The organism is Pedobacter gandavensis, from assembly GCF_032677645.1.
Taxonomy (GTDB): Bacteria; Bacteroidota; Bacteroidia; order Sphingobacteriales; family Sphingobacteriaceae; genus Pedobacter; species Pedobacter gandavensis_A.
Genome location: NZ_JAVTSB010000004.1, coordinates 183,460 through 197,806 on the forward strand (window position 1 = coordinate 183,460; position 14,347 = coordinate 197,806).

The 14,347-nt window shown below is 41.9% G+C and carries 11 protein-coding genes; 4 read left to right on the plus strand and 7 right to left on the minus strand.

Going from position 1 to position 14,347, the window contains the following annotated elements; all coding sequences use genetic code 11:
* Positions 1–30 precede the first annotated feature (30 nt).
* Positions 31–2,949 (plus strand): two-component regulator propeller domain-containing protein, encoded by a 2,919-nt coding sequence (locus R2Q66_RS08515; protein WP_316747848.1) that lies wholly within the window; start codon positions 31–33, stop codon positions 2,947–2,949.
* A complete protein-coding gene (locus R2Q66_RS08520; RefSeq protein WP_316747849.1) occupies positions 2,942–3,574 on the plus strand; it encodes a response regulator transcription factor in 633 nt (210 codons plus the stop codon). The genes R2Q66_RS08515 and R2Q66_RS08520 overlap by 8 nt, the downstream gene beginning before the upstream one ends.
* A gap of 95 nt (positions 3,575–3,669) precedes the next feature.
* Here the strand turns inward: R2Q66_RS08520 and R2Q66_RS08525 are convergent, their stop codons facing one another.
* From R2Q66_RS08525 to R2Q66_RS08545, 5 genes are all read right to left on the minus strand, one after another.
* Positions 3,670–4,290 carry a hypothetical protein gene (locus R2Q66_RS08525; protein ID WP_316747852.1) on the minus strand — a complete coding sequence of 207 codons (621 nt, stop codon included), beginning with the start codon at positions 4,288–4,290 and terminating at the stop codon, positions 3,670–3,672.
* Positions 4,291–4,327: 37 nt separating this feature from the next.
* Positions 4,328–6,229: a family 20 glycosylhydrolase gene (locus R2Q66_RS08530; RefSeq protein WP_316747854.1), complete on the minus strand. Its 1,902-nt coding sequence runs from the start codon at positions 6,227–6,229 to the stop codon at positions 4,328–4,330.
* Between the two features lie 163 nt (positions 6,230–6,392).
* Positions 6,393–7,355 carry a thioredoxin-disulfide reductase gene (gene trxB / locus R2Q66_RS08535; protein WP_316747856.1) on the minus strand — a complete coding sequence of 321 codons (963 nt, stop codon included), beginning with the start codon at positions 7,353–7,355 and terminating at the stop codon, positions 6,393–6,395.
* Between the two features lie 124 nt (positions 7,356–7,479).
* Positions 7,480–9,108: an acyl-CoA carboxylase subunit beta gene (locus tag R2Q66_RS08540; RefSeq protein ID WP_316747858.1), complete on the minus strand. Its 1,629-nt coding sequence runs from the start codon at positions 9,106–9,108 to the stop codon at positions 7,480–7,482.
* 315 nt (positions 9,109–9,423) lie between these two features.
* Positions 9,424–9,639, minus strand: coding sequence for a hypothetical protein (locus R2Q66_RS08545; protein ID WP_316747860.1), 216 nt, complete (start codon positions 9,637–9,639; stop codon positions 9,424–9,426).
* A 221-nt stretch (positions 9,640–9,860) separates the two neighbouring features.
* Between R2Q66_RS08545 and R2Q66_RS08550 the strand changes: the two genes are divergently transcribed.
* Positions 9,861–11,171, plus strand: a complete 1,311-nt coding sequence (locus R2Q66_RS08550; protein ID WP_316747862.1) for a TIGR00341 family protein — start codon at positions 9,861–9,863, stop codon at positions 11,169–11,171.
* A gap of 33 nt (positions 11,172–11,204) precedes the next feature.
* Here the strand turns inward: R2Q66_RS08550 and R2Q66_RS08555 are convergent, their stop codons facing one another.
* Positions 11,205–11,900 (minus strand): diphthine--ammonia ligase, encoded by a 696-nt coding sequence (locus R2Q66_RS08555; protein WP_316747864.1) that lies wholly within the window; start codon positions 11,898–11,900, stop codon positions 11,205–11,207.
* 81 nt (positions 11,901–11,981) lie between these two features.
* Here R2Q66_RS08555 and R2Q66_RS08560 point away from each other — a divergent pair, with 81 nt between their 5' ends.
* Positions 11,982–12,689 carry a hypothetical protein gene (locus tag R2Q66_RS08560; protein WP_316747866.1) on the plus strand — a complete coding sequence of 236 codons (708 nt, stop codon included), beginning with the start codon at positions 11,982–11,984 and terminating at the stop codon, positions 12,687–12,689.
* Positions 12,690–12,759: 70 nt separating this feature from the next.
* Here R2Q66_RS08560 and guaB read toward each other — a convergent pair whose 3' ends face one another.
* Complete coding sequence (gene guaB, locus R2Q66_RS08565; protein WP_316747868.1) at positions 12,760–14,235, minus strand: IMP dehydrogenase; 1,476 nt, start codon at positions 14,233–14,235, stop codon at positions 12,760–12,762.
* Positions 14,236–14,347 lie beyond the last annotated feature (112 nt).

Consider the following 14,347-nt stretch of genomic DNA (forward strand, 5'->3'; position numbering starts at 1 on the left):
AATGGTTTAAACCATGAATTCCCGCCAAAAGTGTATTACAAAACGATTTTTTCCCTTGTCCTGTCGCTGTTTTTATTCAGCCTATCCGCTTTTGCCCAGCGTTATAACTTCCGCCAGTATGATATTGAAGATGGCTTAACGCAATCTCAGGTCACTGCAATTACGCAGGACAGTAAACGCCGTTTATGGATCAGTACTTTAGGTGGACTCAGCTCCTTTAACGGGAAACAGTTTAATAGTTATACCAAAACGAATGGCCTCAATAACAATTTCGTCCTGGCACTTAGTCTGGGGAAAAATGATCAGTTATGGCTGGGTACGGCCAGGGGTGTTTCCAAATTTAACGGCTTTCAGTTCGATAATTACGCGAAAACCAAGGAATGGGTAAGCAAACTGGTTACCAGTGCCACCGGAACGGTGTATGGCCTCTCCTCTTCCCGGCTTTTCAAAACCGATGAAAAACAAATCACTTTTCTAACCGTCAGTAATGATTCAGCTGAAAACGTGACTGCTTTAAAGGTGGATGCGAAAGGGAAAGTTGCCGTAGCCATTCTCAGGAAAGGCATCTTTTATCTCGATAAAGGGCATTGGAATGCGCACCCACAGAATGAAACCTTAAAAAAAATGATCATAACGGACTTCTTTACAGACGCCCGTCAGGAGGACAAACTCTGGCTACTGGCATCCGAAGGCTTGTATGCTTTAGATAAAAATAACCTCCGCCAATATGTGTCCGGAAAATTCACGGCCATAGAGCAGGATGCCAAAAACAATATCTGGATCGGTTACAGCAGTGGTGCCTATTACCTGACCAGCAGCAGCCTGATTCACTTTAACGGCAAGAATGGTTTCACCAATAACATGGTCAATGCCATCTTTAAAGATATAGAAAATAACATCTGGCTGGCTACCGATGGAACCGGCCTTTTTAGATACGTAGACCGCGATTATGTCATCTTCGACGAATCTCAGGGCCTCAACAGTAAAACAGTAATGAGTCTGGCCAATGGTCCGGGTCAGGAAGAAATATGGATCGGTACTTATGGCGGTTTATTTCAATACCAGGCAGGAAAAATTCAGGAAATCCAGATCCCTTCTAAACTGGAAGACACAAAAAACATCAATTTCCTTTATAACGACCGTCAGAAAAACATCTGGATCGGGACCGTTTACGGCGGATTGTGGTGTTACAATGGTAAAAACATTGTTTCTATGGCTGAGGACAACCATTCGATTGCCTATAATACCATTTTAGAAGATTCGAAAGGTAGGATTTGGGTATCCACCAATGCGGGGTGTTTTCTGCTGAATAAGAAAACGAAGCAACTGGAATGGGTAAGTAAGCAGTTTGGTAGTTCTCTATTGGAAACCAGCGCAGGAGAAATCCTTGTAGGCACCCAGGACGGCGTTTATATCCTCAATACACCAAATCAAACCCGGCCTTTAAACCTCCCGCAGCTTAGTGGTTCTTCGATCCTTTGCATGGCAAAATCAGGCCCGAATACGTTACTTTTTGGCACTTCCGATAATGGAATTCTGATCTGGGACCGGAAAACCGGCAAGATGAAAACGCTCAGTACGGCACAAGGTTTGGCCTCCGATCATATCTATAGCTTACTCCCGGATCAGCAGGGCCTGATCTGGGTAGGCACCGGAAAAGGAATCAACAAGATCAATACGAAAGATTTCAAAGTGATACAGAACAGCAATGAGCCCGGTTTATTGGTAGAATGCAACCAGAACGCCATACTACAGCATCACGATGATATTTGGGTGGGCACCACAAAAGGGGCTATTGTTTACAACCGGAATCACCAGTTGCCGCCAACTGTAGCGCCTTATGTATACATCAATTCCGTTACCGCTTTTGCACAAAATGAAGGGAGGCAAAATAAACAACGTAGTATTTTTAAGGCGAATGAGCTGGGAAACATCGTCACCCTTCCCTTCCATCAGAACAACCTGAACATCAGTTATACGGGGGTATTTTTAGCCAACCCTGATGGTTTGGTTTATCAGTACCGCTTATTAGGTCTGGATAATAAATACAGTGAGCCTACCGGGAATACCTCTATAAACTTTTCTTCTATCCCTCCGGGGAAGTATACTTTTCAGGTCAAGGCCATTACAAAAGCAGGAGTTCCTTCGGTGGATACCGCCTCCTTTTCTTTTGAAATCACCCCGCCGTATTACCAGACAGGAGTATTCCGGTTGCTGATCTTTGTGCTGATTGTATTGTTAATTCTGTTGGCGGTGTACATCATTCTGAACTTAAATGAGCGTAAGCGGAAATTAAGGTTAAAGATCAAACTGGAAGAGCAATTTAAGGTCAGGAAGCAGACGGCTGAAGATTTTCATGATGATCTCGGTAACAAACTGACCCGAATCTCCGTCTTATCAGAAGTATTGAGCAGTATGATTGATCCGGATGACACGGAAAAGAGAGGTATTATCTCGAAAATCAACGACAATGTAAATGAATTATATAGGGGTACTAAAGACATATTGTGGTCGTTAAATCCAAAAAATGATAAGTTAACTGAGCTATTGGGACATATCCGGGAATTCGGAGAAGAAATGTTCAACAATACCAGTGTCGATTTCCAATCTCATATTGATCTGGGTGGATACGATGGAAAACTATCATTAGATGTGAGCAGAAATCTGCTGATGATCTTTAAGGAGGCGATTCACAATGCGCTGAAACACGCAAAACCGGGGATGGTTGTGTTTTCAGCAATAGTAGATGGGGAAACCTTGAAAATCACTGTAAAGGATGATGGTCAAGGGCTTGATCCCATAGGATCCATGGATGGTCATGGAATAAACAATATGAACGTGAGAGCAAAAAGAATCAATGCAAAACTAAATATCAATTCAAACGCTACCGGCACGGAAATAAAACTAGCAGTTAGTCTTTCCACTTTAATGCGTCTAAAAAATGTATAGTCAGCCAGAATCAAGAATTGTAATCATCGAAGATGATCAAACGATCAGAGAAGGTTATGCTTATTTAATCAACCATACCTCTCCTTATCAGGTAGTGGCAACTTACCCTTCTTTTGATGCGGCAAAACATAAAATCGCCAAAGATCAGCCTGATGTGATTATTCTAGATATTCAACTTCCGGGTACCAATGGCATCGATGCGCTTCCGTTATTGAAGAAGTTATTGCCACAGGTATATATCATTATGCTGACGGTTTATGAAACAGAAAAGACTATTTTGGATGCACTCGCAAACGGTGCTTCCGGATATTTCACCAAAAACACGCCTACGGTTAAATTGATTGAAGCGATTAAAGATGTGCTGAATGGTGGTGGCCCGATGAGTCCTGATGTGGCCAAGACGGTTATTCTGTCGCTTCAAAAGAACCCGGATAGTCCGCTAACCAAAAGAGAAACACAGATTCTGGAGCTGATCACCATTGGTAAAGACCGGGGACAAATTGCCAAGGAACTTTTCATTGAGGTGGAAACCGTAAAAACACATACCAAAAACATCTATACGAAACTGAACGTAAATTCAAAAGCAGAGGCCATACAGGTGGCAAAAGATAAACGCCTGGTTTAAGCTTTTTAACGTAAAACGGCCGTATCCTGTTGAAGGGATACGGCCGTTTTAGCTTTTATAGATAAGCAGATGAACTGGCATCATCCAAAAGACTGTTATTCTTTTAGCTCAATGGTTGAAAAGCTATTTCCATTTAAGCGATATTGCAACATTTTCACTTTAGGCGTTTTATTGGTCGTATCCTTATCATCCAGCACAGGAACTGAGCGGAACAGATCTCCGTTTTTAATGATGAATTTTTCGCCACCGGCATAGTTCTTCTTGATAGAATTACTCAACGGCGGGAAGTTTATTTTTCTAAACTCTCCACCTGCATACTCATATACATTGAGGTCCAGCACATTTTTCTTGCTTAAAAGCTCTATATAGATCTCCGGGTTACCGTCATTATCGAGGTCCATATTCCAGGCATCGGTAATCACTCCCTTACGTTCATTTGAAAAAGATTTATAGTTATTTCTCAGCGTATCTGACAACAGGATCAGGTATCCGCCAACACTATCTACTCCTTTTCCCCAACTTACCACTTCAAAGTTAACGCCGGGACGTATAGCAATGTCCTTGTAAAAAGGAAACTGCCCTTTTTTAGCTGTTGAAGCTTCAGTTGTAGTAGATGCTGTTGTGATCTTTCCCGGAGTATTCTCTCCGCAAGCAGCCAATAAAAGCAGCCCTGCAAATAGCAGGGGTAGCTTTAGGAAATATTTACCTGGTTTCATTTTTATATTTGTTATGCAATGTGTTTCGTTTTGCAACCTATTTCACTTTTACATCCGCAGCACCATTGTTTAGAACGGTTTCTGTAACTACACTTTGTTTTCCGGATGGCGTGATTACGATGGTTTTCAAGATGCGTTTCTCTCCTTTAGGAACGATCACTGCCATGCCCTTAGTATATAAGTCGGCCGCAGTTGAAGGACGTGTCAGGTCTAAAGTATAATAGATTTTAGCACCTGGCATTGGCTCCTTGATGTCGATGTTGATCGTTTCTCCGTTCATCACCTTGTCCGTTAAACCTAGTGGTGTAGGTACCCAGTAGTTCGTTCCTGTTTTATCTAGTCTTGCCAAATGTAGTGGAAGACGTTCTTCAGAGAAGTTTTTCAGGTCCTTACGTTCTGGTTGTGACCAGGCGATTTCCGCTAAAGAGAAAATTCTAGGCATGATCATGTATTCTACTTTCGCAGGTGTCTGAATGTATTCTGTCCATAAGTTTGCCTGTACACCAATTACATATTTCTGTTGAGCAGGAGTCAATACTGATGGCATCGGATCATAGTTATAAACCGCAGTATAGTTAGATAAACCACCGATATTTGTAGGCTCGTCTTTAGAATTTGATTGTTTATGATCGAAATATAAACCACCACCGTTAGGGGTCATGATCACATCATGGCTTTGTTGCGCTGCAGCAATACCACCTTCAGTACCTCTCCAAGACATTACTGTTGCGTTTGGAGCCAATCCACCTTCTAAGATTTCATCCCATCCAATGATCTTACGACCTTTAGAATTGACATGTTTCTCAATTCTCTGGATGAAATAACTTTGCAATCCGTGCTCATCTTTTAAGTTCAGGTCTTTAATCATTTTCTGACAGAAGGCACTTTCTTTCCAGTATTCTTTAGGACATTCATCACCACCAACGTGGATATATTTAGATGGGAATAAAGCGATTACTTCATCTAATACGTTTTCAAGGAATTTGAAAGTATAGTCGTTAGGTACAAATACGTCATCAAATACACCAAATGTTTGTTGTACTTGTTTTCCTTTTCTGCTACCAGACCATGGTGTCTTTGGATCTACAAAAGTATCTCTTTCAGGGAAACAGCTCAACTCAGGATAAGCCGCAATTGCTGCTGATGCATGACCAGGAAGTTCGATTTCAGGAACTACGTTGATAAACCTTGCCGTAGCATAAGCAATCACGTCTTTCACTTCGTCTTGTGTGTAAAAACCTTTATATTCTTTATTGTCGGTAGCTACACCAGGGTGGTGACCGATAATCGTACCATTTCTTTTACCACCAACTTCTGTTAATCTAGGGTATTTTTTGATCTCAATTCTCCAACCCTGATCATCTGTTAAATGCCAGTGGAAATTGTTCATTTTATAGTCAGACATTACGTCGATGTATTTCTTAACCAGGGATACCGGGTACATGTGACGGGATACGTCAAGGTGCATTCCTCTGTATTTGAAACGTGGATAATCGTTGATTTCAGCGTTAGCGATCAAAATCTGATCATTTGCTTTTTCAGGCATTAACTGCATCATGGATTTCAATCCATAAAACAAGCCGGCATCTGAACCAACGATAGTGATATTTTTACCGGTAATATTGATTTTGTAACCTTCGGCAGGTAATTTATCTGCACCTACAGAAGTCAGGATGATAGCTCTTCCATTTGCTGCCGCAGCTTTTGCTGGTCTTAACGCAAATCCGGCTTTAGTAACCACAAAGGCGTTGAACAAGTCGGCCATTCTCGAGTTTTTTGGTTCATTAGAGATTAAAACGACCGTTTTATCAAGCTTAAAGTTACCATTAGCCTTCTTTACAGATACCGGGGCGGGAATAATGCCCATATTCTTATCCTGCTGTGCAGAAGCTTCTATTGCAATAAATGCCAACAGAATAATTGTAAATAATTTCTTCATTTGTTTTTTTGTGTGTTTTTTAGTTCGGTTAAACCGGAGGGATTTAGTTGATTTCCTTCCGATTGGTATTTAAATTGAACGCACAAGATAAAAAAAACCTTTGATACTTAAAAAGGCGGAATCCTTACGAATTCCGCCTTTTTTTTATCTTTTTATGATGATTTTAAGCCATTTCTTTTACTTCATCTTCTTTAGCAGCCAGGTAACGTTCTGCATCTAAAGCAGCCATACATCCTGAACCTGCGGCAGTTACTGCCTGACGGTAGTAATGATCCTGTACATCACCAGCTGCAAAAACGCCTTCTACATTTGTTTTTGTGGTTCCTGGAATGGTTTTAAGATATCCTGTTTCGTCCATATCTAACCAACCTTTAAAGATGTCTGTATTAGGTTTGTGACCAATAGCCACGAAGAAACCGTCTACAGCAATCTCAGATTCTACTTTAGTTTGATTGTTTAATACTTTTACAGCAGTTACATTTTTACCGTTACCCAGAATTTCCAGGGTTTCAGTATGGTAAATGATTTCAATATTAGGTGTATTTAATACTCTGCTCACCATAGCTTTTGAAGCTCTGAATTCGTCTCTTCTAACGAGCATATACACTTTTTTACAAAGTTTAGCTAAGTAAGTTGCTTCTTCGGCAGCCGTATCACCAGCACCAACGATGGCAACATCTAATCCTTTGAAGAAGAAACCGTCACATACTGCACAGGCAGAAACGCCAAAGCCATTATATTTTTGCTCAGAAGGTAAGCCTAACCATTTTGCGGTTGCACCTGTTGAGATAATTACCGTATCTGCAGTGATGGTTTTGATATCATCTACTACTACTTTATGAGGCATTGAAGAAAAATCCACTGAACTTACGTAACCGAAACGGATGTCTGTTCCGAAGCGTTCTGCTTGCTTACGGAAATCTTCCATCATTTCAGGCCCCATTACTCCACCAGGGTAACCTGGAAAATTATCCACATCAGTGGTTTGTGTCAATTGTCCACCTGGTTCCATACCTGTGTACATTACTGGTTTCAGTTCTGCACGGGCAGCATAAATTGCCGCAGTATATCCTGCAGGGCCTGAACCTATAATTAAACATTTAACGTGTTCTATTTCTTGTGACATATTATTTTTTCTGTTATACAACAAAATTACACTTTTCTACAACGCATAACAAGTATCATCCTACCGGAAAGGCGCATTATGAGCTACCGATTATAAAATAACACCTGAATATCAAGCAGAAAAACTAGGTTTGAATGATCCCTACATTAAAAGCTTTTTTAATTGGCGATTGATTTGCGGCTTCTATCCCCATAGAAATCACCTTGCGCGTCTCTAAAGGATCGATTACGCCATCCACCCAAAGCCTGGAGGCTGCATAATATGGGGTAGTCTGACTGTTATACCGATCTGTAATTTCTTTGAGCAGTTCTGCTTCTTTTTCCGGGGTAATGGTTTCCCCTTTCGCTTTTAAGGAAGCTTCCTGAATTTGCAACAATACTTTTGCTGCCTGCGAGCCACCCATAACGGCTATTTTAGCACTTGGCCAGGCGTAAATCAAGCGGGGATCGTAAGATTTACCACACATGGCATAGTTTCCGGCACCATAAGAGTTACCCAATACAATCGTGAATTTAGGCACCACCGAATTGGCAACTGCCATCACCATTTTGGCTCCGTCTTTAATGATTCCGCCTTGTTCAGACCTGCTGCCGACCATAAATCCGGTTACATCCTGTAAGAATACCAATGGGATTTTCTTCTGGTTACAGTTCATGATGAAGCGGGCCGCTTTATCCGCAGAATCCGAATAGATTACACCACCGAACTGCATTTCTCCTTTTTTAGACTTCACCACTTTACGTTGGTTGGCCACGATACCTACTGCCCAGCCATCCACTCTGCCTAATCCGCAAATGATGCTCTGACCATAGAGTTGTTTGTACTCTTCAAAAGCAGAGCCATCCACGAGGCGGTGGATTATTTCCAGCATATCATATGGTTTCTCCCTGCTTTCCGGCAGAATCCCATAAATATCCTGTGGGTCTAGCTTTGGCATTTCCGGCTTTATGCGGTCAAATCCTGCATTTTCGGGAGCGCCCAACATGCTGATGATATTGCGGATACTATCCAGACAAGCCTGGTCGTTTGGGTGTTTATAATCGGTTACGCCCGAAATTTCACAATGGGTGGTCGCACCTCCCAAAGTTTCATTGTCAATTTCTTCTCCGATGGCTGATTTGACCAGGTAAGAACCGGCAAGAAACACCGAGCCTGTTCCGTCAACAATCATAGCTTCATCGCTCATGATCGGCAGATAAGCACCACCGGCAACACAGGAACCCATGATGGCAGAAATCTGTACGATCCCGTCAGCAGACATGTGTGCATTGTTCCTGAACATCCGACCGAAATGCTCTTTATCAGGAAATATTTCATCCTGCATGGGCAGGTATACCCCGGCACTATCAACCAGATAAATCACTGGCAAACGGTTTTCCATGGCAATTTCCTGCGCTCTTAAATTCTTTTTGGCGGTCATCGGGAACCATGCACCAGCTTTCACTGTGGCATCATTGGCGATGATCATGCACTGTCGGCCGGAAACGTACCCGATTCCGGTAACTACACCCGCGGAAGGACAGCCCCCCTGCTCGGCATACATACCATCCGCAGCAAATGCGCCAAGTTCCAGAAACTCGCTTTCTTTATCGATTAAATAAGCGATACGCTCCCGCGCCAAAAGCTTTCCTTTATCTTTTTGTTTTGCTGCATTCTTTGCCCCCCCACCCTCATATATCTTTTTAAGCCTCGTCTTCAACTCGTAAACAGACTGCTTATTTAAATCTTCATTTTTGTTGAATTCTATATTCATTTGGGCAAGATAAATCTATTTTCGATTGAAACAAAAGTCCGTTTCGGGCTTTGGTATAAAGCATTCATTTGTTCCATCTACAGGTATAAATTCCTGCCAATTATTTTCCTATTTCTTCCATTAAATCCCTCAGATCGGAATAACAGCTGAGTATCCGGAGTCGTTCCTCCCGATCCGTTTTAATAGACACCTGATAGGCCCACCCTCTATACAGCTGATATAAAACATCCAGGACTTCCTGAGCAGAATGGTCTTTCAAAAAAGACTGCATCAATATCAGCTGCCTCTCTGATGGTCTCTGATCCAGCTGCATGGTCAATCCCCTCCTTTATCCATGAAAAAGATCTGATGTTTGTTGAACTTCACTTTAAGCTGAACATCTTTATCTGAATATCTGGAGAAATGGCCATGCCTGACCTGCCGGCAGCATTCTTTTCCAGGGCATTTCTTCCAGAGCGAGGAAATGTGCATCGGCATTGCCGAGAAAAAACAGCACAACAAAGCCATCATAAAGAAGCATATTCTTTTCATAATTGAGATAGATTAAGATAATTTGGATATTAAAAGACGGAAAGGAGGAAGAACAACCACCTGATCGAAGCTCTATATTTTAACCTATTGGGTGGTTAGAAAATCCGATTTATTTTTATCTCGTTGTCGCATTTTCTGTAGATATTCTATAAAACAAAACACTTAAGAATAAATCATAGTTTTTAGGATCAATAATTGTGATGGGTTTGAAAATCACGGCCATGAACGATCTTTATAGTATAGTCAGCAAATTTTTCAATTACCGGTTTAACCTACAGGAAGATAGTGCCCCGCAAGAAGAAACGATCAATTCGATCAAGAAGAATGTAGCTTTTAAAGGCGCCAACTTATGGACTTTGATTTTTGCGATTTTTGTGGCTTGTATCGGATTAAATGTAAATTCTACTGCGGTAATTATCGGGGCTATGCTGATCTCCCCATTAATGGGTCCTATTGTCGGAATTGGTCTTGGGATAGGCACCAACGACTTTGACCTGGTTAAAAAGGGCCTCCGAAACTTAACGTTGGCCACCATCATCAGCATCATTGCTTCTACACTATATTTCACATTTACACCGCTTCATGAGGCTTCCTCTGAATTACTGGCCAGGACCTCCCCTTCCATCTGGGATGTTTTCATTGCCTGTTTAGGGGGATTAGCAGGTATTGTGGCCGCTACAAGAAAGGAAAAGAGCAATGTGATTCCGGGTGTAGCCATTGCTACAGCTTTAATGCCTCCTTTATGTACAGCTGGCTTTGGGATTGCCACCGGAAACTTATACTATTTTATGGGTGCGATTTACTTGTATTTTATTAATAGTGTCTTCATTTGTGTGTCTACCTTTCTGATCGTTCGCTACCTGAAGTTCAAAAAGAAAACCTTTGAAAACAAAGAGGATGAGCAGAAAGTAAGTCGTTATATCTGGATTGTTGTCCTGATTACGATTGCACCAAGCATCTACCTGACCTACCAGATTGTTGGCAAAAGTATTTTTGAGAACAATGCGAACAAGTTTATCAGTCAGCAACTGAATTATACGAATACCCAGGTGATCTCCAAAAACCTGAAATATAGCAGAAAAGGCAGTGAAATAGATTTGTTGTTGCTGGGACAGGAGTTATCGCCGCAACAACTGGATTCCTTAAACCAGAAGCTTCCGAATTACCAGCTAAAAGGGACAAAATTGCTCATCAGGCAGGGTTTGAATGCTAAAAACGAAGTGGACCTTTCTCAGATTAAAGCCAGTATTCTGGAGGATGTGTTTAAAACCAGTGCAGAAGCAACTGTCAATGACCCCTTGCAACTGTTGCTACCAGATTTGAAACCGGAACTTCGTGTACTATACCCGGATTTAAAGGATTACAGTATCAACAATACCGTGTTTAACCGTTTAGACACGAACAAATCTGATACGCTGACACTGGTAGTGGCCGCTTTTTACAAGCCCCTTCCAATAGTTGATCAGGAACGGTTAAGGTTGTGGTTGAAAAGCAGGGTAAAAGCAGATTCTTTAAGGCTGATTGTGTTGTAAGAATATCACTAAGGCCTTAAAGACATGCATTCTTTAAGGTAATAAATCAATATACCAATACCCTGAGGCCTCCCCTTCTTCCCCATTCGGTTTTGGGAATTCCTTATACACCTTCTCACCAAGGCTAAACTGTATCGGGCTGCTAAAAATCGGGCCATCAAACACGAAAGTGTGGAACTCGCCATTCTCGCCGCAGGGATCAATTCCAGAGGGCAAATCGGCGATGAAATGCTCATCAATTACTCTCCCACAGAAATCTTCCAGACCTTGCTGTGCGCAGACTACAACCGTGCGGTAGCCTAAGGATATAAACTCGTTAATCAATTCCTTTGTATCGCGTTTCCACAAAGGGAATACGCCTTTAAACCCCAATTCGGCAAGCTTATTTTCACGGTACCTGCGGAGATCCTCCAGAAAAATATCTCCGAAAATAGAATACTCCATTCCTTTTGACCGTAACCCTTCCATATGGCGCAGCATACTTTCTTCATAGGCCTCCATGGTTGGAGATTCCGACAAGCGAACCTGGTATAAGGGAATACCGATACTTTCTGCCTGTGCGATCAATAAAGCTTCCCTCACCCCGTGCATACTTACCCTGTTAAAAGCATCGTTTACGGTGGTCAGCAAACAGCGTACTTCATAACTCTCATCTGCTAGAATATGGTGTAAGGCGAGGCAGCTATCTTTCCCGCCACTCCAGTTAAACAGGCTAATCTTTTTATCCATGACCTTGCAATATTACAAGAAATTCTGGTGCCCGTCTCCATGAACACACTTTTTCCGGGGTATCAACGTTATGCTAAACGTATGAAGCTGAAAATTATTTTATTCCTTTTGGGCTGTCAGACTGCCGTTTACGCGCAGAATTTCAAGTTCCCAAAACTACCGAATCAGGGGAAGTCTTTATCGGAAATAGTTCCGGATGGCTGGAAAGCCCTGGATTCCGTATACGGTGATCTGAATCAGGATCGGGTAAAAGACTTTGCTGTTATCTTAGAATACCCTCAGGAAATCCGCGAAAACAGGGCTTATGGCGACATGAACACCGAACTTATCAAAGAAATTCAAAAGCCAAGGATACTGGCCATTTACTTCAAAACCAAAAATGGTTATCAGCTTGCTGCACAAAATAACGACTTCATCTTAAGGTCTAAAGAAGGTGGTGCACTGGGGGATCCATTACGACCAATGGAAATTGAAAAAAACCAACTTTCTTTATCCTTCGAGGGAGGTGGATCCTGGCGCTGGAAATTGAAATACACCTTCGGGTATCAACAGAAAGCATGGAGGTTAGAAAAAGCGGCCAACAACTTTTCTAATGATAGTTCAGGAGAACTGACTGATAAACAATATGATTTTCTGGAACAGAAGCGAACGGTCACCATCGGAAAAGGTCATCAAAGCCGTGTAGTCATTAAACCGGTTACACAGGATTTCCCCATTCGCACTTTACGCACCTTTCAAAGCTTTAAGAAACCATGGACCTGGGAAATCGGCCCTGACGAGTTCTTATAAAACAGAAAAACTTAAAACGCAAAAAGGGGTATCCAGAATCTGGACACCCCTTTTACTATGCTTCATAAAACTAGCTTCTGCTTGAGTAGTTTGGTGATTCTTTAGTGATAGAAATATCATGTGGGTGACTTTCTCTCATACCTGCAGCAGTGATACGTACAAATTTAGCTTTCTGTAAGTCATCGATAGTTGCTGCTCCACAGTAGTGCATTCCAGCTCTTAATCCACCAACATACTGATAGATTACTTCTGCTAAAGTGCCTTTGTAAGGAACGCGACCAACAATTCCTTCCGGAACTAATTTAGTAACTACATCTTCTTCATCCTGGAAATAACGGTCTTTAGATCCTTGTTGCATTGCCTCTACTGAGCCCATACCACGGTAAGATTTAAATTTACGTCCTTCATAGATGATTGTTTCACCTGGAGATTCTTCCACTCCTGCGAACAATGAACCAGCCATAATACAGCTTGCTCCTGCTGCGATCGCTTTCACGATATCACCAGTTTGTTTGATACCACCATCAGCGATAACAGGAATCCCGGTACCGATTAATGCCTGTGCACATTCGAAAACTGCGTACAATTGAGGTACACCAACACCAGCGATAATTCTGGTGGTACAGATAGAACCCGGACCGATACCAACTTTAACGGCATCAGCACCAGCTTCAGCCAATGCTCTTGCGGCGTCCGCAGTAGCGATATTTCCAGCGATCACCTGTAAGTCAGGGAAACGTGCTTTAATGGCCTTCACCATGTCGATAACACCTTTAGAGTGACCATGAGCAGTATCAACGGTTACCACATCTACACCTGCAGCAACTAATGCAGCTACACGGTCGATATTATCAGCGGCTACACCTACAGCTGCACCAACGCGTAATCTTCCGCGTTCGTCTTTACAAGCTTTAGGGTAGTTTTTATATTTTTGAATGTCTTTGAAAGTGATTAAACCAGCAAGGTGCCCTTCAGCATTAATTACAGGTAACTTTTCAATTTTATAATCTTGCAGAATTTCTTCAGCTTGCAAAAGCGTTGTACCTTCAGGAGCAGTGATCAGATTTTCACTGGTCATTACTTCCGATACTTTACGTTGCATGTCTTTCTGGAAACGAAGATCTCTGTTGGTGATGATACCTACCAGTTTATTGTCGGCATCAATCACAGGAATTCCACCTATTTTGAAGTCCTTCATGATCTGGAATGCTTCTGCTACTTTCGCATCTGCATTTAAAGTAACCGGATCCTGGATCATTCCACTTTCTGAACGTTTTACTTTTCTGACTTCTTCTGCCTGACGTTCAATGCTCATGTTTTTATGTAGCATACCGATACCACCTGCCTGTGCGATGGCGATTGCCAAACCAGCTTCAGTTACGGTATCCATTGCTGCAGAAACTACAGGCACATTTAAACGTATTTTTTTAGTTAAAAAACTTCCGGTATCCACGTCACGTGGCAAAACTTCAGAATATGCAGGAACTAACAATACGTCATCGTACGTTAAACCTTCAGATATAAATTTATTGGGATCTAGTTGCATAGCAAATAATTTAGGAGTTACTATTTGCCGGGCAAACATACGATTATTATTGCAAATACGCAACAGGTCTGCAAAAATGGCGGGTTTTATGCAAAAGATTACACTGAGATTA